We start from the raw sequence: 21873 nt of genomic DNA, 5'->3' as shown, positions 1-21873 counted from the left end.
GTTGGAGTTCAAGACCGATGAGCATGCCAATCCCCAGCGCTGCGGCTGCGCCTGTCAGCCCAATGGCTCCGTTCACTGGATCGTTATCTGGTTGAACTGCGCCCCGCACTGGTCCACGTTGTTACTCCACGCGGTCGATGCAGACCCGCTTGCCATTGGAGTAAGCCGTTTGACGGTCAGGCATCGGTCTTGTGCCGTCTGCCCGGCAGGTAACACTTGGCCAGACATGTGGCGCCTCGATACGCGCCTTGAGTTGGCCAACAAACGCCTGCGCTTCTCCCAGCGTGTAGAAGTTCACTTGCAAGGCATCCATGCACACGACCCAGCAATGGCTTGCCGGTCTTTCCGTGATATCAATGATCATAGAGACCTCCGTACAGCTTCGAGTAAACGAGGACACCCTCACGGGGTGATCGCGACCTTCATCACTCCGTCCCGTTGGTGCGCAAACAATTCATAAGCCGCTTCAATATCATCGAGTTTGAAACGGTGGGTCACCAGCGGCGACAGGTCCACTCCACCGCTTTGCACCACTGCCATCAAGCGACGCATGCGCTCTTTCCCGCCCGGACACAGAGAGGTGACAATGCTGTAGTCCCCCAGCCCTGCGGCAAAGGCGTCCAGGGGAATGCGCAGATCGCTGGAGTAAACACCGAGGCTGGACAGTCGACCACCCGGACGAAGTACGCGCAGGGCAGATTCGAAAGTGCCCTGGGTACCCAGTGCCTCGATGGACACATCGACACCGCGACCATCGGTAAGCGCCATGATCTGCTCGACTACGTTACCGTCCTTGAAGTTGACCACATGGGTCGCACCCAATTGTCGTGCGACAGTCATCCGCTCGGCCACGGCATCCACGCCAATGATCGTCGTCGCGCCTTTGAGGCGCGCACCCGCGACCGCACACAGGCCGATGGGGCCAAGGGCAAACACGGCAACGGTATCGCCGATATTCACCTCGCCTCGTTCGGCCCCCGAAAACCCGGTAGACATGATGTCCGGGCACATCAGAACTTGCTCGTCACTGAGCTCGTCAGGAATCGGGCATAAATTGGCAAGGGCGTCCGGCACCAGCACGTACTCGGCCTGGCAGCCATCGATGATGTTGCCGAACTTCCAGCCGCCGGTTGCGCGAAAGCCATGGCGGGTGTCTGGTCCGTCTTGGGAGCCGCAGCCACACAGGCAGGCATAACTTTGCCCGCTGGGCGTGATGGCACCGGCAATCACCCGTTGCCCTTCGATAAAACCGCGTACCTGCGACCCCAGCCGCTCAATGACGCCCACCGGCTCGTGGCCCACGGTCAACCCTTTGGCCACAGGGTATTCACCGCGCAGGATGTGTACGTCGGTGCCACAAATAGTTGTGGTGGTGATACGGATCAATGCGTCCAGCGGTCCGACTTCAGGGACGGGCTTGTCTTCCAGTACGATTCGGTTCTTTTCGACGAAAACAGCCGCTCTCATGGTTGCCATGGTGATCCTCCTTTTCTTATGTAAGCCAAGGTCTGTAAGAGCCCAAAGACTGCGCCGGGGAGACGGATGAAAGATTGATAATGGTCAACAATTTGGTCATGGGTTGAAGCCTGGATTACCGCACGTCGGGCAATACGATCCTTTCCCTTCGATTTGACAAAGATCAAACCCGGCGCTCTGAACAGTGGCAGGCTAGGTTCAAGGCTTCACTGCCCAATAACACCGCAGCCATCGGGGCAAGCGATTACCTACCGGAGATCTGTCATGTCCGATCAATTACGCTTCATGCTGGTCGTTTCGCCGTTGATGGAAAACAGCCCCGCCTTCGACCGGGCCGCTGCCTTGGCCAAGGCTTCAGGTGCTGCCCTGCACATCGTGGCGTTCGATTATCTTGAAGGGCTGGCGACTGCCGGAATGGTCAACGAACAGGCGCTGGAACAGATGCGACTGGGCTATGTCGAGCGCCATCGTCAGTGGCTCGAAGACCAGGCCCGCCCCTTGCGCAAGATCGGTGTGCACGTCACCACGGAAGTTGTCTGGGTCGAAAGGCCTTTGCAGGAGATCCTCATTCATCTCAAAGAACAGCCGATGGCCGTATTGATCAAGGCGCTGGAACACGAATCGCTGCTGTCACGCCTGATGTTTACGCCATTGGATATCCACCTGCTACGTGAATGCCCGGTGCCCCTGCATTTTGTCAGTCATTCGCACAACACTTTACCGCGCAAGATCGTCGCCGCCGTTGACCCTTTTCATTCTGATGAGCAATACGAAGGCTTCAACGACAGTATTCTGCGCGAGGCCTCCAAACTGGCGAGCACCTGTAATGCAGAACTGGACGTGATCTACGCCCATGACCTTTCCAGCATCAGTGCGGACGAATTCGGTTTCAGCAATGGATCGGCGTTTTTCTCCTCGGGAAAAGCCAAGTCGCTGTTCGAGGCGCAGGCTGATGCGTTTCGCGAACTTTCTGAGCGCAACGGTATTCCGCCGGCGCACCAGCACATGATCATGGGCAATCCGGTCAAGGTGCTTTCCAGCTACGCGCAGACTTATGACATCGATGTGATTGTCATGGGTCGCATTGGTCATCGCGGCATGGAGCGGCTGGTTGGCAGTACGGTGGAACATCTGCTGTACAAGTTGCCCTGCAGCGTGTGGGTGGTTTCTCCGGAAAAAATCTGAATGTTCGATGACGCGCTTGTTTCATCGTTTAGCGTTTTCCAGGTACGGCAATTTATGCCACGGATAGCCCTTCGCGCTGAGTTGAAAGGCGTAATCGAATAAACGCTTCATGTACTCGCCATCGAATTTCCGATCGTGCGCAAAGTTAAAGTCGGAGCCAATGTACGCAAGATTGAAATCCGCCCCATCCTGTTGCGCCATACGGTAGATGCGCTCCAGATCGCTGATCCCCTGGGTTTGAATCAAGGCACTGATGGCTCGACCGCCGATGCTCAATGTGCGGCGCTTGGTCCCGGACCACTGTGGCTCCAGTGTCCCGTTACGAATGACATAGAAATGGCGGTCGAATCGCAACGGTGCTCCGGTGGCTTTGCTCAGCGCCATCACGGTGCTGGGTGGGTAAAGAAACACTTGGGTGATAACCCCTCCGTCCACGTGCATTTCCTGGAACTGTTTGCCGTCCACGTCCACATCAATCATGACGGGTGAGACTGCACCGGGAATGCTCATTGACGCGAGCATGATGTTGCGAAAGAGATCGAGCGCTCCCGGTGCCTGGCTTGCAGCAATCGCGCCCATGTTCCAGGTGACTGGCCGGCCGGAATCAAGGTCTGTTGTGCCGATCAGCAGGATTCGTCCTTTGGCGTACTCCGTCGCAATTGCCTCAAGAGTCTGTGCCGTGACGTATTTTGCGATGAGCCGCGACAGTGGCTTGCTGTCCGCTATACCGTCGCTGGCAAAACGGGTTAATACGTTTCGCGAATGAAAAATGTCTTTGGGACCGATTGCGTTGGAGACATACCGAATCACGCCGTCGTAATCGGACCCCAGGTAAGCGAACGGGGCGACCAAGGCACCCGCGCTAATGCCTGTGACGACCTTGAACTGGGGGCGAGTCCCATGCGTCGTCCATCCCGCAATCAATCCAGCTGCGAAAGCGCCCGCATCGCCGCCACCGGAAACCGCCAGCATATTGGCCAGCGGAAGGATATGGTTCGGCTTCCCGGCCTTGGCGAGCACCTCGCTCTCACGCTTGTTGGACTGAACCGCATCCTCAATGAAAGGCGTCAGGTCGTGGTCCAGCCTGTAGCGAGCATTGGGAATGCCGGGGATGACCGCTTTTTCCGTCAAGGTTGGCGGAACAGCGTCACGACGTGGCAGACACGCTTGAAGAAACATGTCCAGAGTTGAGGCGCCTGGTCTGAGCGGGAATGGTTTCAAAGCGCGTCTCCAGCCCTTGCCGTCGTCAGCAAGCGCTCATCATCGCCGAGAGAGTCCCTACCCCCTGCTGCTCGAGATGACTACACGCCCGCCCCGCCTGCGGCACTTCATTCGAACGCCGGGCTGCTCATTCTGCGCTCCTTTACCTGATAAAAAAACTCATTGGCCGCGCGCGCCAGGGTTTATGCGAAAGCTGTTGGGCTCACCAGGTTGTAATATTCAACAAGCCGGGTTGGAGCGCCGGATGAAAGAGCATGGCTTCAATAACCAGCAGAAGATGCATCAGAACTTCTAGCTCACGAGTGACAACCCACTACTAGAACAGGACGTGGTATTTATTACTGGCGATATTCAGTGTTGCCATAACCCTGACAGAACTATCGGCGTAGAACTTCCGGACAATACCGTCATATACACAAAGTACAACCCCTTCACCCGACACGTATGAACTACCGTTATCCACCAACTTCAAATTGTGCACGCCGTAACTACGAGTGATATCTGGCTTGAGTTCGTCGCAAATGGCCAGGTGATCAGGTTCGCCAGCAATGGCGATAAGGGGTGCAAGCAGGGTCAACAGGATGAGTGACTTTTTCACTTTGGCTCGCCTTGACGCACATTGAGTTTGAATCTGACAGGCTCGGCATTCAGCAATACTGCAGGTACAACAGCACATGAATATATATTTACACCCGGGTGTCGGAGCAAATGCAAGATACCCGTTATTAGCTGCCTTAAAGCTCATGATGCCGGATGGTAGTTTTGGCTTGACTACCTGTCAATATGCGATATCTGCTAGATTTTTATGCAGTATCGGATCCCGTCAAATGCAAAAACCGACTGTTTAACTATTGGAACATCAATAATAAAACCGACAAGCCAACCAGGTTAATACTGAGTTTCCATCGTTAAGATCAGCGATATGCAAGGCACCCAAGTTATCTCGTGCTTGCAACCGGTCCTGGTGGTGACGCTCAGCAACTGTCGCAGGTGCTCATCGAGAAGCGTGCTACCCGAGCTCCTGGGCAAGTCCGATGAGAATGCCTTCGGGGCCCCGGATGTCGATGTCTTCTACAACGATGCCGATGTTGTCCATGCGCTTGACCGTCATGATGTCTCCCTGGCGCTTGAAGGTGCCCGACGCAGGGCCTGAGGCATGCTCACGCCCTCCCCAGGCGTGAGCATGCGGCGATCACTCAGGTAAAGGCGAAGTCCGACTCGGTGATGGCGGCCTGCGGCACGCCGCTCAAGGTGATGGTTCCCACCTCCGGCTGGCCCGTGACGCTGATGACGGCCTCGCCGAACTGTTCTCCTACGGTGAGGTTGGCGAAGGTCAGACCGCTGGCGCTCAGGTCGATCAGGTCAGTGCCGTCCTCGAAGTCGGCGATGGTGTCCGTTCCCCAGAGGGCACCGAACTGGAACCTGTCCGCATCGAGGCCGGGTTCGAACTGGGCGCTGCCGACCATGAAGTCATCCGCCGCGCTGCCCACCAGCCGGTCGTCCCCCGTGCCACCAATCATGAAGGCGCCTGCGCTGCCCGATTGCAGTGTGTCGTTGCCTTCATTGCCCTCAAGGGTCGTCTGGAAGGCGAACGCGGCGCTGCTGCCGATCACTAGGTCGTTGCCGGCTCCACCGAAGGCACTGCCGAAATCCTCGATGGTGAGCGTGTCGTTACCCTCGCCGCCGAACAGATTATCCAGGCCTGTGCCGCTGAGCAGCACGTCGTCACCCGTACCGCCATCGAGCAGGTCCTCCCCTGCCTCGCCGAACAACTGGTCGTTGCCGCCGAGGCCGAAGATCTTGTCGTCGCCATCGGTACCGACAATGATGTCGTTGCCATCGGTGCCCGCCGTGACAAACTCGGTATTGTTACCGAAGTCGCCCACCGTGAAGTTGTTGACGCCGAGGAACTTCGCCGTGAAGTCGGTGTTGTCGAGCCGGCCGTTGTCATCGTCGTCCGCTATCAGCCAGGTGTTGCCCTGGCGGACCGTGTAGAACAGATCGGTGATGCCGTTGCCGCCGCCGACCAGTGCCGCGCCAAGCTGTGGATTGAGCGTGACCTGGCCACGAAATACGAACTCATCGTTCAGCTCGAGCGTATCGCCGCCGGCCACACCTGCACCCTGGAAGTCCTGGACCGTATCGAAGGTCGCGAAGGTCGAGCTCGGGTTGAACGAGCCAAGGAAGAACTCGAACTCGTCATTGCCGGCGCCGCCGTTCAACTGGTCTGCCCCGGCGTCGCCTTCGAGCGCGTCGTCACCATTGCCGCCGAACAACTGGTCGTTGCCGGCATCGCCGAACAGTTCGTCGTTGCCGTCTTCGCCGAAGATCTGGTCGTTACCCTCGCCGCCAAAGAAGTCGTCGTTACCGACACCGCCGAACAACTGGTCGTTACCGGCATCGCCGTCGAGGGTATCGTTGCCGGCACCACCATTGACGATGTCAGTGCCGTTGCCGCCGGAAAGCGTCGTGTCATTGCCTGCGCCACCATCAATGATGTCGTTGCCGTCGCCCCCCGTGATGAGGTCGCGGTCATCGCCACCGTTGAGGATGTCATTGCCCAGCCCCCCGGTAAGCCGGTCGATTCCCGCGCCACCGTTGAGGATGTCGTTGCCGGCGCCGCCGTCGACGATGTCATTGCCGTTGCCGGCGTTGACCACGTCGTTGCCACCGAGCGCCAGGATCGTATCGGCGTCCGGGGTGCCGTTGATCACGTCATTGCCCTCGGTGCCACGCACGACGAAGGCCGTGGTGCCGAAATCGGCTTTTGTGAGGTTGTGCTGTCCCGTCAACTGTACGGAGAAGTCACTGGCGTCGAGCACGCCATTGTCGTTGGAGTCCGCGAACAGCAGCGTGCTGGCGGCACCTACGGCATAGAACACCTCGGTAAAGCCGTTGCCGCCGAAACCGAGCGAAGCGCCCAGCGTCGGCACCGTGGGGCGAGCCCCCTCGAAAACCAGGCGGTTGCTCGCGGAGAGAAGCAGGTTGTCACCACCGGCAACGCCGGCCCCCTGGAAGTCGGTCACCGTGTCGCGGGCCAGGGAAGTGGAATCCGCGCCACTGCCGACAAACCAGTTGAAAGCGTCATTATCCGCACCCCCGGTCAGGGTATCGGCACCGACACTGCCCGTGAGACTGTCGAGTCCGGCGCCACCGCGAAGGAGGTCATCGCCGTCACCACCGACGAGTTCATCGTTGCCGTCACCCCCTTCTATCGTGTCGTTGCCTCCCTCACCCAGGATGAAGTCGTCGCCGCCAAGGCCGAAGATCTGATCATCCTCGGGGTTGCCAAATATGAAGTCGCCTTGTTCAGTCCCATTGATTACAGCCATGGTACTACCCTCCATTAAAGGAAATGGTAAGCGTTAACTGCGTTACAGCGGGTTGAAGAAAATTGGACAAGCCCAAGGGGTCACAAGTGCGCCATTTCGGCCTTACCGTTTATCGCGAATGCAGACGGATGTTCTGGAGCCTTCGCCAACCTTCCAACGTCACCACATGGCTGGTTCGGGGGTTCCAGGGCAGGAGGGTTTGAAAAGCTGCGATCCCCAGGCGACGGGAAGAAACATTAGGAAACACTAAAGGTTTCCCCTGCGTGAACTTTTGACAAGAGATCTACCGCATACCTGCTCACTTTTTCAACGCACGATTTGACGCCGACCAGTGGTGCAAAAAGTGGTATGAAATTCGCCTATTTTCGACGTCCTCATGATTGTCAGTAACAAGCACAAATCAACATGATGGCCAATTGTATGCTTTGTAACAAAGCTGTGATTTAATCGCCGCCCTCCCTGCAGGCTCAACCTGCCAGACAACCGCAATGGAGTGCTTGATGCGCGCCGTACACATACAAAACCTGACCGGGCTACGGGGATTCGCTGCCTTGTCAGTCCTGCTGCTTCACATTCGATACGGGGACCTCGCCAATGCCTACGGCGGCCTGGCATTTCTCTTCCAGACGAGAGGCCTCGGGGTAGATATATTCTTTATCCTCTCCGGTTTCATTCTGGCTTATGTCCACGGGAAAGACTTTGCAGACGGCCTTCGCCCTAAAGAAGCTATCAGTTTCTGGGTGGCCAGGCTTGCCCGGATCTACCCGGTGCATTTGTTTATGCTGGTCATTACAGCGTTCATTCTGCCGATGCATCGTTTGTATGAATGGTCGCCTGTCGATACCGCCTACACTTTCTACGCGAACCTGTTTCTGGTGCATGCGTGGGGCGTAACCCCCAACCTGACGTTCAATCAGCCGTCCTGGTCGATCAGTTGCGAGTGGGCGGCCTACCTGACCTTTCCGTTCGTCGCCTACCTCACAAGAAAGTGGGGAAAGATTTCGTTCTCACTCCTCTTGATCGGCCTGGCACTTTATGCGCCCTTCCTGCAACCGAACTTGCTTGCCAATGGCATCTGGACCATCAAGTGCATCGTCTACTTTGTTGCCGGGTACTGCACCTATCAGGTATGCCATGACCTGCCGGACTCCAGACTCTGGAGAGTCACCGCAATCGCAATTGCCCCTCTGATCCTACTGATGTTCTGGGCAACCAGCATCCAGTACTACTTCGACATGGTTTTCCCGTTCCTCGTGATCGTGATGATTGCCAGCCTGTTCCGTGCAGGACCGATTTGGGCTTATTCCAACCCGGTGTCGGTTTACCTTGGGAAAATCAGTTTCAGCCTCTACATGTGTCACATCATGGTGTTGTTCGTAGAGCGCAAGATGTTTGGCATGATGGATCTCAAGTATGAGATTCCCCTGATCCTGGCCTTCTCGATGTTCCTCTATCACTGCATTGAAGAGCCGGCGCGGAAAGTGATCCGCCTGGTTTCCGAAGGTCGTCACCGCGAACTTCCGCAAAAAAGCTTCACCGATAGCTACGCATTGCCAACTAAGGCAGCGCAGCCGGAACCACAGAAAGAGCGCCAGACTCTGGCGTAATAAAAGAAGGCCCGCCCAATCAGCGGGCCTTTTTTTATTCGACAAAAACCCAAAGAAAGGCCTGGCGAACGAACACCACCATGACGCAGTGGTCACAACATCTGATGGCATCGCAAATGACAGGTGGTCAAGAACCTGCTTCATACAAAAGCAATGCTTGAATTCACACATTTCAGGGTGCGCCGGATAACCTCAGCGGATTCAGTTCCTGCCAAATGCAGGCGCCTGCCGCTGCTCTCATCCAATGCTCCCTCAGCGGAGTATGCAAATGACTCAATCAATGCGGTTCTTCCTCTCGTTTTTCCTCGCCACTGCAACATTGGCATCGACCGGTTTCCTGAACAGTGCAGGAGCGGCCACCGCCGAGGATCTGAATGCCGATGCCAAACAAGCCTTGCAATTGCTTTACAAGGCCCATCCTTTTGCCGAAAAAATCTCGCACGAAGCCAAAGCGGTGCTGGTTTTCCCGAAAATCATCAAGGCGGGCCTTGTGTTCGGTGGCAGCTACGGCGAAGGCGTCATGATGAAAGGCACCAAAGTCGAAAATTACTACAACTCCGTCAGCGGTTCATGGGGGCTGCAGGCCGGCGCCCAGTCGTACGGCTATGCGGTTTTCCTGATGACCGATAAAGCCGTGAAATATGTCGCCGAAACCAAGGGCTGGGAAATCGGTGTGGGGCCAACGGTTGTCGTGGTTGATGAAGGGGTGGCGAAGAACCTGTCCAGTTCGACGCTGAAAGACGACGCCTACGCGTTCATTTTCGACCAGCAAGGGCTAATGGCGGGGGTCAGTATCGAGGGGACGAAGATTTCCCTGATCAAGCGCTAAGCCGCGCTGTTGGATTGACCATCGCAAGCATGATGGCAGCCTATGCCAATACTGGTGGGTTTTCCCATTCAGGCTAGGCTGTCCTCACTGCTGGCGCACAGGCGCAGCTGATGATCGGAGCTGTCTGGCGAGCAAGGCTGGAAGTGGCTGTATCGACCATTCATTGATCCAGGTCCAAACATTGAATGACCGGATCCTGATAATGATTTTTCAGTTTTCAGGTAGGCCTTAAATGACTTCACAGCTCTTCCAGGTTCACGGCCTCGTGAGTTTTACCCTTGCCATCCTCCTGCTTTTCCTCGGCAAAACCCTCGTCCAGCACAACGCCTTTCTCCGTCAGTACTGCATCCCCGAATCGGTCGTCGGCGGCTTCGTCTGTGCGGCGGTAACCTCCCTGCTCTACTTCGGCCTGAATATCCAGGTCGAATTCGACCTGCAGGTTCGCGACACCCTGCTGCTCTATTTCTTCGCCGGCATTGGCTTGAAATCGGACATGCGCCAACTGCTCAAGGGTGGGCGCCCGCTACTGATCCTGCTGTTACTCGCCGCTGTGTTCATTCTCCTGCAGAACTCTCTGGGCATGGGTGTGGCCCAGGCGTTCGGGCTTGATCCCAAGGCAGGCTTGATGGTGGGTTCCATTTCCCTCACGGGCGGAGTGGGTACCACCCTGGCCTGGGCACCGCTTTTCGTCGAGAAACTGGGCATCAGTAACGCCCATGAACTGGGCATCGCCAGCAACACCGTCGGCCTGATTGCCGCTTGCGTCATCGGCGGCCCTATCGCCAACCGACTGATACGTCGTTACCGACTGACGCCGTCCAGGGATGCGGAGCTGGAAGTCGGCATTCTCGAGCAACAACCGAGCAAGGCGCTGGACTACTACGACGTGCTCTGGGCGTGGATGTGGCTCAACCTGACCCTGATGCTCGGCTATGGACTCAACCTGCTGCTGGTCGATGCCGGCGTCACCCTGCCCAAGTTTGTCAGCTGCCTGTTCGCGGGCATCGTCATTCACCACCTTGTGCTGGCCTTTGTGGGTGATCAACGCCTGAAAAGCTGGAGCGGCGCCAGCCTGGGTCTGTCGCTGATCTCCGATATCTGCCTGGGCATGTTTTTGACCATGGCCCTGATGGGGCTTCAGCTATGGCAGCTCAGCGGTGCGCTGTTATTCATACTGTGTGCGTTGACCCTGCAAATTCTGCTGACGATCGCCTATACGTATTTTGTGGTCTTCCGCTTCATGGGGCGCGATTACGAAGCCAGTGTGATTGCTTCCGGATTCGGCGGGATCGCCCTCGGCTCCACGGCGACAGCCATCGTCAACATGTCGACCGTGACACAGAAGTACGGCGCGGCGCACCAGGCTTTCCTGATCGTGCCACTGGTGTGTGGTTTTTTCATTGACCTGGTCAATGCCGTGATCATCAGCCTGTTCAGTGGCCTTTAGCGACCGCGGGTGCCTCAGTAACCACCTCCGATACTGGCACCCCATGGATCCAAACCGCGTGAGCATCTAGACTTTGGGCGCCCCTGCCCTCCTCGCCGATTGTTGAACGGGTCCCATGACTGAGCATGCCAAGTACCATCACGTACCCGAAGTACCAGGCCTGGTGTTGGGTTCCGCACGTTTTGCGGATGTCGGTTTCGATCGCCATTACCACCTCGATTTCCACATTGGCTTTGTCACCGAAGGCATCCAGCGTCATCGTTCGAAGGGCGAGTCGTTTCTTTTGGGGCCGGGACGTATTGCCCTGATGCCGCCGGGCGAAATTCACGATGGTGCGTCTGAAGGCGGCGGCGCCTATACGCTCAAGACGTTCCGTCTGTCGCAGGCACTGATCGCGGACATGACCGAGGAGATCAGCGGTCAACCAAGAGAACTTGAGTTGACCAGTGTGTTGCTGGAAGACCCGCGGCTTGTCGGCAACCTGCGCGCCCTGCACGAAGCGATGCAGCAGGCCGTTGGACCGGGCAGCCTAGCGCTGCAGACGCAATGGTTCACCCTGCTTGAACGCCTGTTGTGCCAGTCACGGACAATCACGCCCGAAAGCATTCCCGGATCGCTCTCAGCCCTGCAATGGTCGCGCGTCAGGGACTATTGTTTCAGCCACATCGATCAGCGCATCTCGCTCGATGATCTTGCCGGATTGTGCGGTCTGGGCCGATTCCCGTTCCTCAAGCAGTTCAAGCGGACCATCGGCATGACGCCGCACGCATGGCTGCTTCGGCTGCGTCTGGAACGGGCGTGTGGCCTGCTATCGCGCAGCGGGCAACCGATCGTCGATGTCGCCCACGCCGTCGGCTTTTACGATCAAAGCCATTTCAACCGCGCCTTTCGCCAGGCATTCGGCGTCGCACCCTCGCGCTACAGGACTTAGGGCGTCGACCATCAGGCGAGCGTCAATTTTTTACAAGCGCGACAACCGTCCCTCTCCCTAGGATGCGCCCATCCAGGCGAAACACCTTCGCCTGCGCAGCCGAGAGTTGGATGATGAACGGTGAAACAAGCAGACCGCCCGCCCTGGGTTTTTCAAGTGACAACATCGCAGGCGCATCGCCTGAGGTGGCACACGCCATGGTGAAACACAGCACGGGCCAGGCGGGCCCCTATGGCAGCGACGAGTTGACGGCGCAGGTCCAGCGCAAATTCAGCGAGATCTTCGAGCGCGACGTGGAGGTCCTTCTCGTGCCCACCGGCACAGCCGCCAACGGCCTGTGCCTGAGCGCGATGACGCCCCCCTGGGGCAATATCTATTGCCATCCGGCCAGTCACATCAACAACGACGAATGTGGTGCGCCGGAGTTCTTCTCCAACGGCGCGAAGCTGATGACCATCGACGGTCCGTCGGCCAAGCTGGACATCACCCGACTGCGTGAGCGCACCCGCGAAAAACTGGGTGACGTGCACACGACCCAGCCCGCTTGCGTCAGCATCACCCAGGCCACCGAAGTCGGCAGCCTCTACACCCTGGACGAAATCGCGGCTATCGGTGAGGTCTGCAAGTCGGCTTCCCTTGGGTTCCATATGGATGGGTCCCGATTCGCCAACGCCCTGGTATCCCTGGATTGCTCGGCGGCAGAGATGACCTGGAAGGCCGGCGTGGATGCCCTGTCGTTTGGCGCCACCAAGAATGGCGTGCTGGCGGCGGAAGCCATCGTCCTGTTCAACACCTCGCTCGCCACCGAAATGAGGTACCGCCGCAAGCGTGCAGGTCACCTCTTCTCCAAAATGCGTTTTCTTTCGGCGCAGATCGATGCGTACCTGAGCGATGATCTCTGGCTGCGCAATGCCCGCAAGGCCAACGATGCCGCCCAGCGCCTGGCGCAGGGGCTTGCCGGCCTGAGCGGCGTTGAAGTGCTGGGCGGCACCGAGGCGAATATCCTGTTCTGTCGGCTGGACTCTGCCGTGATCGATGCACTGCTGAAGGCCGGGTTCGTCTTCTACCATGATCGCTGGGGCCCCAACATCGTGCGTTTTGTCACCTCGTTCGCCACCACCGCCGAGGATGTCGATCACCTGTTGAGCCATGTGAGGCGAGTGGTGAGGTCGGTACACGAATAACGGGCGCAATGCTCGATGACGGATGGCGGCGGTGCTCACTCTTTGTCGAATGAGCACCCGCCACTGCGGCGTCAGGCGTCTACATCTGGCGATAAAGAATCATGCCCGCGTGGTACAGGATCCCGTCGAGGAACTCCCCGTCAGCCGTGAAGCCGGTGTCGTCGACGTACTCGATATGGTCACCCTCCAGCCAATACCGGCCCTGGTAGGCACTCGTCTTGCGGCCCCGGGCTTCATCGTACCGGCCACCGGGTAACAGCTCATGGCGGATGAGCCCGTCTGCCGTGACCCACAGACCGACGTACTTATCCTGATCAGCGGATTTTTTCATCGTCATGTTCAAGTCCTCCGTTCAGAACGCACTGGCGGTCGGGCGGACAATCAGCTCACTGACGTCCACATCGGCAGGCTGTTCAATGGCGTAAGCGATCGCACGAGCGACCGCCATTGCAGGGATGGCGATCTTGCGGAACTCGCGCATCTCGGCCCGCCCGCCTTCATCGGAAATGCTCTCGGCCAATTCGGACTCGGTAACGCCCGGGGAAATCACAGTGACACGGATGTCCCCGCCGACCTCCTGGCGCAAGCCTTCCGAGATGGCGCGCACGGCAAACTTGGTCGCGCAGTAGACCGCCGCCGTCGGGCTGACGGTGTAGGCACCGATCGAGGCGATATTGATGAACTGGCCTGATTGCTGTTTTTGCATCAGCGGCAAACCGGCCGCGATACCGTGCAACACGCCGCGAATATTGACGTCGATCATCCGGTCCCACTCGGAGACTTTCAGCGCCTCGAGTTTCGACAGCGGCATCACCCCGGCATTGTTGACGATCACATCGACCCGGCCATGCAGCTTCAACGCAAAGTCCACAAACCCTTGCATGTCGTCTCGGCGGGTGACATCCAATGCCTGAAAGTGAGCGACTCCACCGCTCGCGTTGATCTCGCCACAGAGTATTTCGAGGCGCTCGGTACGACGCGCCCCGAGTACGACATGCGCCCCCTTGCTGGCTAACAGGCGCGCTGTCGCCTCGCCTATGCCACTGCTCGCGCCCGTGATCAGAACGACTTTTTTCGAGATGTTCGACATGACCTAATCCCTCACTTGAGTGCCTGGTGACGCGAGATCGGTGTCTCGCTGCCAGTCCAGATTAGGGATAACGGCGGTCGGCCAGTTAGTCAGATCCTTCTGACAACTTGCCTGATCCTGTCGGGGAAGCCCTTACTTCGTTGTGTCGAGGACAAGCCTGCCCTGTAAATGCCGGCCCATGCTTTTCTCGATCGCCACTTTCGCGTCACTCAACGGGAATGCCTCGACGTCGACCCTGAGGTGTCCCTTGTCGAACAGTTCGGCAATCAGCGAAAGCTGCCGGCCATCGGAGCGAGTGGCAAAGTTGGCGGGGGTCACACCGTAGTCGTTGGCCAGTGACATGTTCGGCAGGCTCACGGGCGATACCAGCACGCCGTGTTTTTTCAGCACCGCAAAGGAACGGGTCTGTGTGTCGCCGCCCACCAGGTCCAGTACCACATCGACACCGGACACCAGCTCGTCGAATGCCTGGGTCCTGTAGTCGATGGTGTAATCAGCGCCGAGGTCTTTCAGGTAAGCGTGATTATGCGCGGAGGCCGTTGCGTAGACTTCGGCACCCAGGTACTTGGCGATCCGCACGGCCATGCTGCCCACGCCACCGGCCGCGGCGTGGATCAACACTTTCTGCCGACGTTGCACACCCGCGTGTTCGGTCAGGGCCTGCCAGGCCGTCAGGGCCGTTGCGGGGACAGCGCCGGCCTGCAAAGCACTGAGTGACTTGGGTTTCAGCGCCAGTTTTGCAACCTGGGCGACGGCTTTGGTCGCATACCCCCCGACGATGTTGATGAAGCCAAACACTTCATCGCCAAGGCTGAATTCAGTGACGCCCTGCCCCAGCGCGATCACGGTACCGGCCACTTCAACCCCCGGGGTAAAGGGCAGCGGCAAAGGGATGAACGCTTTCATGGCACCGGAAAGGATCTTCCAGTCAATCGGGTTCACCCCGGCTCCGGCGACATCGATCAGCACTTCACCGACACCGGCCACCGGGTCGGCAATGTCTTCCAGACGTAAAACTTCAGGGCTGCCGTATTCGTACACGCGTATGGCTTTCATGGAGGTCTCGACTATTAAAAAAGAAGGGAGAAGAACATTGCGCTGCGAGGGGCTGGCCTTCGCAGCGCGGGGTATCAACGACGGCGAGCGTCGAGGCTGAAACGACCGGCACCGAAGGCCACGACCTGCAACAGGCCACCGGCCATCGCGATGTTCTTGAAGAAGTGGATGAACTGGTTTTGATCGCCCAGGGCGTTATGGAAGGCCAGTGCGGTAAACACGCTGAACACAGCCAGCACAGCGGCAACGGTGCGGGTGCGGTAACCGGCGATCAGTGCCAGGCCACCACCGATTTCAACGACGATCGCCAGCGCCAGCGCCAATTGCGGAAGGGGAAGACCTACAGAGCTGATGTAGCCGACCATCATGGCCGGAGCGGCCAGTTTCGAAAAACCGGAGAGGATGAAGATTGCGCTGAGCAGTACGCGGCCGATCAACGAGGCCGAAGCCTGGGTGACGTCGGAATGGCTCTGTTCAGCGGGGGCGGAATGAGCGATGTTTGCGGAAGTCGTCATGAGGCATTTCCTTCAATGGGGGTGCGATTCGACATGAACCGCCCTGTTGAGGAAATGTTGCTCTCGGCCAGCTCATCTGAATAGCCGACTAATTTAGATCATTTGATTCGATAAAATAGACAAGCCAATCACCCCATCGATAGGGAGCTCAATCGTGCAAACCGCTGAGCGAACGTCTGCAACAGGCCTGGAGGCCCACATTCGCGGTCAGCGCCTGGCCGCCTCCGACGAGGTTTTTTCCAACGATGTGCTGGTGCAGATCTTTACCCGTGAGCGGATCGAGCAAAGCGTTATCGTTCCCGCCGTGGCTGAGCCGCTGATTGTCTGGGTACTTTCCGGGAGCGCCACCATTGAGGAACGGGAGACTGGCGAAGCGTGGCGGGCGAGTGAAGTGACAAAGGGGGATTTTTTCCTCACCACCAGCGCCGTGCCCTACGAAATGCGCTGGCAAGTGACCAGTGCGGAGCCCTTTGTGGTGATGCACATTTACCTCGGCCTGCCCCTGCTGGAACGAGCGATTCAGGAAACCGGCAAACACGTCACGGGTTCGATTGGTCTGCGTGAGATATCCGGGGGGCGTGACGAGACTTTATCGTTGTTGTTCGAACAGTTCAGAGTCGAACTGCAATCCCGGGGAGAAACCAGCCCGCTGCTGATGCAAGGCATCGCCCAGTGCATCGCCGTGCACCTGGCGCGCCACTATCTGGATGCGCAAGCCGATAACATCGTTCAGCGCAACGCCCTGCCGGCCTTCAAGCTCAAGCGTGCGGTGACTGCAATGGAGGCGTCGCTGGGCGAGACGTTTTGCCTGGGGGATCTGGCCACCGCAGCCGGGATGAGCGAGTACCACTTCAGCCGCCTGTTCAAACGCGCCACGGGGCTTTCCCCCTCGCGCTACTTCATCAGGCTGAGAATGACCAAGGCCAGACAACTGCTGATTGAAACCGACATGAGCATCATCGATGCGGGACTTGAGGTCGGCTACAGCAGCGCCAGCCATTTTTCCCAGGCATTCAAACGGGAGGTCGGCGTTCCGCCCAGTCATTACCGCAAATGAAAACGCGGCACGGCGCTCGCCGTGCCGCAAGTACAACCGGCCAATCAACTGCCCACGGGAATGCTCATGCCGCCATCGGCCATGACGACCGAGCCGACAATGAAACTGGCGCGCTCGGAGGCCAGGAATGCCACGATCTCGGCGATTTCATCGGGCGAAGCGGCACGGCCGATCGGTGCCGACTTTCCGTGCTCTTGCAGGAAGCCCGGGCCGTCCTCCATGAAGTGATTGAGCAGGTTGGTGACCACGTCGCCCACGCCAATCGCATTGACCCGAATGCCGTGCTCTATCGCTTCCAGCGCCTGGGTTCGGGTCAGTTGCGCCAGAGCCCCTTTCGACGCCGTGTAGGCCGCGATGCCCGGGAACGCGAAGTAAGAGGCATAGGACGCGATGTTGACGATGGCGCCTGACTTTTGCTTCATCATTTCCTTCGCCGCTTCACGGGAATGAAGGAACGCGCCCGTCACGTTGGTCTCCATCTGCCAGCTCCAGTCCTCGCGCGTCATTTCCACCAGAGGCTTGTAGATGATCCGCCCCGCATTGTTGACCAGCACATCGAGCTTGCCGAAGTGCTGAACGGCCAGGGCAACCGCTTGTTCCGCCGAGCCATCGACCGTGATGTCGGCCACGAATGGCACCAGGCCCGGGCGCTCGAGGGTGTTCACTTCAGGGTTGATATCTTCGGCAACGACCTTGGCGCCACGGGCATGGAACAGCTCGGCGATGGCACGGCCGATACCACTGGCGGCGCCCGTCACAATCACGACTTTGCCGGCGATTTCGTTGGGGGTAGGCATAAAATCAGTCATTTCGTTTCTCCTTTCCAGAGAGCAGCTGAACCATTCCAGCCGCTGCGCATACGCCGTATGCGGGTGTCGCTTTCGACGACTCAACTGTCGCCGATCACGGTTCGCCACTCTTTAGGAGCCTTGTTCAACCTGTCGCGGTTTTGCGCTTATCTGCCTGGTGTTTCATTTTTCCAGCACACCGGGCAGATGCATGACTCTATACGTTGTACCGGGATAATATTGGCCATTACGTTCGAGGAAACAGGCATGATCTCTGACCCCGGAACACCGACACTGGACCAGCTGCGCGTGTTCCTGACGGTCGTGGAAGTCGGCAGTTTTGCCGCAGCGGCCAGAAAACTGCACCGGGCCACCTCGGTCGTCAGTTACTCGATCGCCAACCTGGAAATGCAGCTCGGCGTGTCGCTGTTTGACCGTCAGACCACCCGCAAACCCCAGCTCACCGATGCCGGCCGCACCGTGCTGGCCGAAGCCAGGACCATCGCCAACGGTATTCATGGATTACGCGCCAAAGTGAAGGGCCTGCTCCAGGGGCTCGAAGCCGAGGTTCACGTGGTACTCGATGTAATGCTTCCGCCCGAACGCGTGGTGGACGCACTCAAATCCTTTCGCGAAGCGTTCCCGACCGTTGCCCTGCACTTGCATATGGAAGCCCTCGGCGCCGTCACCGAGCTGGTGATCAACCGTGGCGCGATCATCGGCGTCAGTGGGCCCATGAATGAAGGCATCGACGGTATCGAAAGAATGGGCGTCGGCAGTGTCGAGTTGATTCCGGTGGCAGCCCCGAATCATCCTCTGGCATCGAGCGACTCGAATGTTCCGGGCGCCGGGCGAGAGTTCACGCAACTGGTGCTGTCCGACCGTTCGGTGCTGACCAAGGACAAGGATTTCGCCGTGCTCAGCAACCGCACCTGGCGGCTGGCGGACCTGGGCGCCAAGCACATGCTGCTGCGTGAAGGCATCGGCTGGGGCAACATGCCGGCCCCGATGGTCCAGGAAGATCTGGAGAGCGGCCGACTCGTGCAACTGAACATTCCGGAATACAAAAGCGGTCAATACTCCTTCGACGTCATCTACCGCACGGATGTGCCACCGGGGCCGGCGGCGCGATGGTTGATTGAACGCTTCGTTCAGCAAGGCTCGGCGCAGGAGGCATTGGCTTGAGGACGGTACTTGTCGATTTTCTGGAACCTGGCGATCGAATTTAACCGGGTTTTTCCGAACAGCGTTCCGTGGGACATTCTTTCGACCAGGCCGTGAGTAGCCGTCACAGCACACCGGCCATCACAACCCCGGAGGCGAAAGATGAACCAGGCTCAAACATTGCTACAGGCGCACTTCGACACTTTTGTCGCCCACCCCGAGAAATGGAAATCGCTGATTTCCGACGACATTGTCTGGGAGCTTCCCTACGCCCCGGGCCTGGGGCATCCGACCCGTTTGTCGGGCCGTGATGAGGTGTTGGGTCATGTCGGCTGGTTTATCGCAGCGGTGCAAGATTTTCGCTTTTACGACCTTCAGATCGATGCCTTGGCCGACCACTCAAAAGCCGTCGCGCAAGTAAAGGCCGAAGGGACAATCAAGACGACGGGCCGAATCTACCGGCAGGCCTACGTTTTGTTCGTCGAAGCCGAGAACGGCAAGCTCAGGTTTATCCGTGAATACTTCGATCCGATCCAGGCAGCCCATGCGCTGGACGAAGAGATCAAGCTGCCGACCCGATGACAAACGGCTGAGGCACAGGAACTCTATGGAGCGTGTCCAAGGAGTGCGGCGTCTATACTGAACAGGCACGACCTTGAGCACGCCTCTTGATACAGGGGAACCGCAATGACGGGACATACAGCACGCCAAGGCTCGTCATGGATCCTGCTTTCCCTGCTCGCCGCCAATCTGGCGCTGCTGGCCGGATGTTCAGGCAAAACCACCACGGCTCGCCCTGCAGCCTCAAGCATTGGCTCAACCTGCTATGCAAAGGCACTTCCCACTGTCGGCGAAGGAGGCCTCGCTTGGGGCAACACCTTGAACATCGCTCGCCAGAAATCCCTGGCTAATTGCAAACGCTATGCCGGCCGATCGGGTGGCACGCCGGATACCTGCCAGGTGGTGTTGGCGGAATGTAAACACTGAAAGAGCGTTTTTTCGTTTCTGCGTCGCTTTTGCATTTCTGTGCGACAGATCCCACTTCAGGGACTCCCGTTTCACAGGCTCATGGTGTTAGTTTTGAAATGTTTCTGATCAAACGATCAGATATTTCTTACAACCCGCCTGCAAAGGAATGCCCCCAGCAATGGATTTTTCACTCAAGCACCTGGCTGCGACCACCCTGATGCTCGCCAGCCTTTCGTCGTTCACCAGCGTTGCCCACGCCAACATCACACCGCAACAGAGCGCGATCATCCTCAAGACGTTCAATGATGCTTCGGTCAAGGATTTCCGCCAGTTCCTGCAAACCCTGGCCAAGAGCGATGTCGCCAAAACCGACGACCTCGGCCCGGCCATCGGTGCCTTCCTCGACAACAAGGCGCTGTCCGCTGAGCAGCAGAACGAAATCCATCGTTTGCTGGGTCTTTATGCCCGGGTGAAGTACGGCAGCGCGGCCACCGAGACCCTGAAGGAGTTGGTGGCCATTCCGACCGTGCGCGTGGACGGCGTTGACCAGCACGACAATCCCGAATTCCTCAAGATTGCCGAGAAGATCAAGGGCCTCGCCCAGGCGTTCAACCTGAACTTTCGCAACATCGACAACCGCGTCTACGAGATCTCCCTCGAAGGCAAGGGCGATGAAGTCGTCGGCATTCACGCCCATGCCGATGTGGTGCCGGTGACGCCGGAGAACTGGGTTCTGCAGGACGGCACCCGCCTCGATCCGTTCAAGGTCACCCTGGTCGGCGATCGCATGTATGGCCGCGGCACCGAAGATGACAAGAACGGTATCGTGGTGGCGCTCTACGCCATGAAGATCATCAAGGAAGAGCAACTGCCGCTGGCGCGCAACTTCAAGCTGCTGGTCGACACCACCGAAGAAACCAGCGGTGACGCCATCCCCTACTACTTCGAGCGCAACCCGACGCCCAACTACAACCTGGCGCTGGATGGCGGCTACCCGGTGGTGATCGCCGAGAAAGGCTACGGCACCGTCATGGCCAGCTTCGCCAAGCGCGCAGGCGAAGGCAAAGGCGCGCAAATCATTTCGATGACCGGCGGCCTGGCCACCAACCAGATTCCATCGACATCGGTCGCGACCCTGGTGACCGACAAGCCCGCCGAACTGGCTGCCAGCCTGCAAAAGGCCGGCACTGAGTACGCCATGCAAAATGGCGGCAACTTCGAAGTGGCTGCCAAGGTCGACGGCAAGGACGTCAAACTGACGGTCACCGGCGTTTCCGCCCACTCCTCCGAGCCCGAGTCCGGCGTCAACCCGGTGGCCAGGATGCTCGACTTCATCAATAGCCTCGACGGCAAGGTCGCGCTCAAGCACAACCAGATCACCGACGCCGCCCGCTACGCCGCCGACAACTGGGGGCTGGACTACCTGGGTGGCAAGCTGGGGGTCGGTTTTGCCGATGAGTTCATGGGCCCGCTGACCACTTCCCTGACTTATGTCGGGATGGATGACAAAGCCTTCAAACTCGCCGTCAACCTGCGCGTGCCGAAGGGCAAGACGCCGGAGGTGCTCAAGTCCGAAATCGCCACCAAGCTGGACGCCTGGAGCAAGAAGACCGGGATCGCACCGACCTTCGACCTGTCGATTGCCGAACCGATGTATCGCAACCCCGAGGGCGAATGGGTCAAGGCCCTGCTCGCGGTAGCCAGCGAAAACCTCGGCATGGAACACAAATTCGGCACCTCCGCCGGCGCCACGTCCGTGCATGAACTGCCTAACGGCGTGCAATTCGGCCTGGCCATGCCGGACGTCAAGTACACCGGTCACAACGACAACGAGTTCAAGACGACCGAGCAGTTCCTGCTGGACTTGCAGATCGTGACCGAGATGATGGGCCGCATCGGGCAATTGCCGACGCTTTGATCGGTTCTTTCGCTGGTTTGAACTCGGACACCGTCCCCTGTGGGAGCTGGCTTGCCAGCGATGGTCGTTAACGATTACGCGTATGAGCTGGATAAACGCGGCGC

The 21873-nt window shown here is 58.4% G+C and carries 21 protein-coding genes; 11 read left to right on the top strand and 10 right to left on the bottom strand.

All coding sequences use genetic code 11. The annotated features are described in order from the left end of the window. Positions 1 to 121: 121 nt before the first annotated feature. Positions 122 to 364: a hypothetical protein gene (locus KSS91_RS12335; protein ID WP_217838124.1), complete on the bottom strand. Its 243-nt coding sequence runs from the start codon at positions 362 to 364 to the stop codon at positions 122 to 124. A gap of 38 nt (positions 365 to 402) precedes the next feature. Beyond that, positions 403 to 1476 carry an NAD(P)-dependent alcohol dehydrogenase gene (locus tag KSS91_RS12330; RefSeq protein WP_217838123.1) on the bottom strand — a complete coding sequence of 358 codons (1074 nt, stop codon included), beginning with the start codon at positions 1474 to 1476 and terminating at the stop codon, positions 403 to 405. Between the two features lie 264 nt (positions 1477 to 1740). Here KSS91_RS12330 and KSS91_RS12325 point away from each other — a divergent pair, with 264 nt between their 5' ends. Then, positions 1741 to 2661 carry a universal stress protein gene (locus tag KSS91_RS12325; RefSeq protein WP_217838122.1) on the top strand — a complete coding sequence of 307 codons (921 nt, stop codon included), beginning with the start codon at positions 1741 to 1743 and terminating at the stop codon, positions 2659 to 2661. Between the two features lie 21 nt (positions 2662 to 2682). Here KSS91_RS12325 and KSS91_RS12320 read toward each other — a convergent pair whose 3' ends face one another. The 3 genes from KSS91_RS12320 to KSS91_RS12310 all read right to left on the bottom strand — a co-directional run bounded on the left by KSS91_RS12320 (position 2683) and on the right by KSS91_RS12310 (position 7214). Next, positions 2683 to 3882 (bottom strand): patatin-like phospholipase family protein, encoded by a 1200-nt coding sequence (locus tag KSS91_RS12320; RefSeq protein ID WP_217838121.1) that lies wholly within the window; start codon positions 3880 to 3882, stop codon positions 2683 to 2685. Between the two features lie 316 nt (positions 3883 to 4198). Further along, positions 4199 to 4480 carry a hypothetical protein gene (locus tag KSS91_RS12315; protein WP_217838120.1) on the bottom strand — a complete coding sequence of 94 codons (282 nt, stop codon included), beginning with the start codon at positions 4478 to 4480 and terminating at the stop codon, positions 4199 to 4201. Positions 4481 to 5078: 598 nt separating this feature from the next. Continuing rightward, complete coding sequence (locus KSS91_RS12310) at positions 5079 to 7214, bottom strand: calcium-binding protein (RefSeq protein WP_217838119.1); 2136 nt, start codon at positions 7212 to 7214, stop codon at positions 5079 to 5081. A 500-nt stretch (positions 7215 to 7714) separates the two neighbouring features. Here KSS91_RS12310 and KSS91_RS12305 point away from each other — a divergent pair, with 500 nt between their 5' ends. From KSS91_RS12305 to KSS91_RS12285, 5 genes are all read left to right on the top strand, one after another. Next, entirely contained in the window at positions 7715 to 8821 is a 1107-nt protein-coding gene (locus KSS91_RS12305; protein ID WP_217838118.1) for an acyltransferase family protein, read from the top strand. Between the two features lie 268 nt (positions 8822 to 9089). Next, positions 9090 to 9650, top strand: a complete 561-nt coding sequence (locus KSS91_RS12300; RefSeq protein WP_217838117.1) for a lipid-binding SYLF domain-containing protein — start codon at positions 9090 to 9092, stop codon at positions 9648 to 9650. 232 nt (positions 9651 to 9882) lie between these two features. Continuing rightward, positions 9883 to 11097, top strand: coding sequence for a sodium/glutamate symporter (gene gltS / locus KSS91_RS12295; protein WP_217838116.1), 1215 nt, complete (start codon positions 9883 to 9885; stop codon positions 11095 to 11097). A 163-nt stretch (positions 11098 to 11260) separates the two neighbouring features. After that, complete coding sequence (locus tag KSS91_RS12290; protein ID WP_263986913.1) at positions 11261 to 12028, top strand: helix-turn-helix transcriptional regulator; 768 nt, start codon at positions 11261 to 11263, stop codon at positions 12026 to 12028. 62 nt (positions 12029 to 12090) lie between these two features. Then, positions 12091 to 13212 (top strand): threonine aldolase family protein, encoded by a 1122-nt coding sequence (locus tag KSS91_RS12285; protein WP_367617155.1) that lies wholly within the window; start codon positions 12091 to 12093, stop codon positions 13210 to 13212. A 79-nt stretch (positions 13213 to 13291) separates the two neighbouring features. On the opposite strand, the gene KSS91_RS12280 is transcribed toward KSS91_RS12285, so the two are convergent. The 4 genes from KSS91_RS12280 to KSS91_RS12265 all read right to left on the bottom strand — a co-directional run bounded on the left by KSS91_RS12280 (position 13292) and on the right by KSS91_RS12265 (position 15873). Further along, positions 13292 to 13549, bottom strand: a complete 258-nt coding sequence (locus KSS91_RS12280) for an Atu4866 domain-containing protein (RefSeq protein ID WP_217838113.1) — start codon at positions 13547 to 13549, stop codon at positions 13292 to 13294. 15 nt (positions 13550 to 13564) lie between these two features. After that, positions 13565 to 14302 (bottom strand): SDR family oxidoreductase, encoded by a 738-nt coding sequence (locus KSS91_RS12275; protein ID WP_217838112.1) that lies wholly within the window; start codon positions 14300 to 14302, stop codon positions 13565 to 13567. Between the two features lie 132 nt (positions 14303 to 14434). Next, a complete protein-coding gene (locus KSS91_RS12270) occupies positions 14435 to 15358 on the bottom strand; it encodes an NADP-dependent oxidoreductase (RefSeq protein WP_217838111.1) in 924 nt (307 codons plus the stop codon). A gap of 74 nt (positions 15359 to 15432) precedes the next feature. Next, a complete protein-coding gene (locus tag KSS91_RS12265) occupies positions 15433 to 15873 on the bottom strand; it encodes a DoxX family protein (RefSeq protein WP_217838110.1) in 441 nt (146 codons plus the stop codon). A gap of 154 nt (positions 15874 to 16027) precedes the next feature. On the opposite strand from KSS91_RS12265, the gene KSS91_RS12260 reads away from it, so the two are divergent. Then, positions 16028 to 16930, top strand: coding sequence for a helix-turn-helix domain-containing protein (locus KSS91_RS12260; RefSeq protein WP_217838109.1), 903 nt, complete (start codon positions 16028 to 16030; stop codon positions 16928 to 16930). Positions 16931 to 16974: 44 nt separating this feature from the next. Here KSS91_RS12260 and KSS91_RS12255 read toward each other — a convergent pair whose 3' ends face one another. Beyond that, positions 16975 to 17739 carry an SDR family NAD(P)-dependent oxidoreductase gene (locus KSS91_RS12255; protein ID WP_217838108.1) on the bottom strand — a complete coding sequence of 255 codons (765 nt, stop codon included), beginning with the start codon at positions 17737 to 17739 and terminating at the stop codon, positions 16975 to 16977. A 246-nt stretch (positions 17740 to 17985) separates the two neighbouring features. Here KSS91_RS12255 and KSS91_RS12250 point away from each other — a divergent pair, with 246 nt between their 5' ends. From KSS91_RS12250 to KSS91_RS12235, 4 genes are all read left to right on the top strand, one after another. Then, complete coding sequence (locus KSS91_RS12250; RefSeq protein WP_217838107.1) at positions 17986 to 18903, top strand: LysR family transcriptional regulator; 918 nt, start codon at positions 17986 to 17988, stop codon at positions 18901 to 18903. 141 nt (positions 18904 to 19044) lie between these two features. Next, a complete protein-coding gene (locus tag KSS91_RS12245; protein ID WP_126045534.1) occupies positions 19045 to 19464 on the top strand; it encodes a nuclear transport factor 2 family protein in 420 nt (139 codons plus the stop codon). Positions 19465 to 19569: 105 nt separating this feature from the next. After that, the gene (locus KSS91_RS12240) at positions 19570 to 19869 is read left to right on the top strand and encodes a DUF4189 domain-containing protein (RefSeq protein WP_015094806.1); all 300 of its coding nucleotides are present in this window, start codon (positions 19570 to 19572) and stop codon (positions 19867 to 19869) included. 160 nt (positions 19870 to 20029) lie between these two features. Next, positions 20030 to 21769, top strand: a complete 1740-nt coding sequence (locus KSS91_RS12235) for a dipeptidase (RefSeq protein ID WP_217838106.1) — start codon at positions 20030 to 20032, stop codon at positions 21767 to 21769. Positions 21770 to 21873 lie beyond the last annotated feature (104 nt).

Origin of the sequence: Pseudomonas azerbaijanorientalis, assembly GCF_019139795.1 — a bacterium.
Lineage (GTDB): Bacteria > Pseudomonadota > Gammaproteobacteria > Pseudomonadales > Pseudomonadaceae > Aquipseudomonas > Aquipseudomonas laurylsulfatiphila.
Note: the sequence above shows the minus strand (reverse complement) of the source record. Positions and strands in the feature narration are given on the sequence as shown.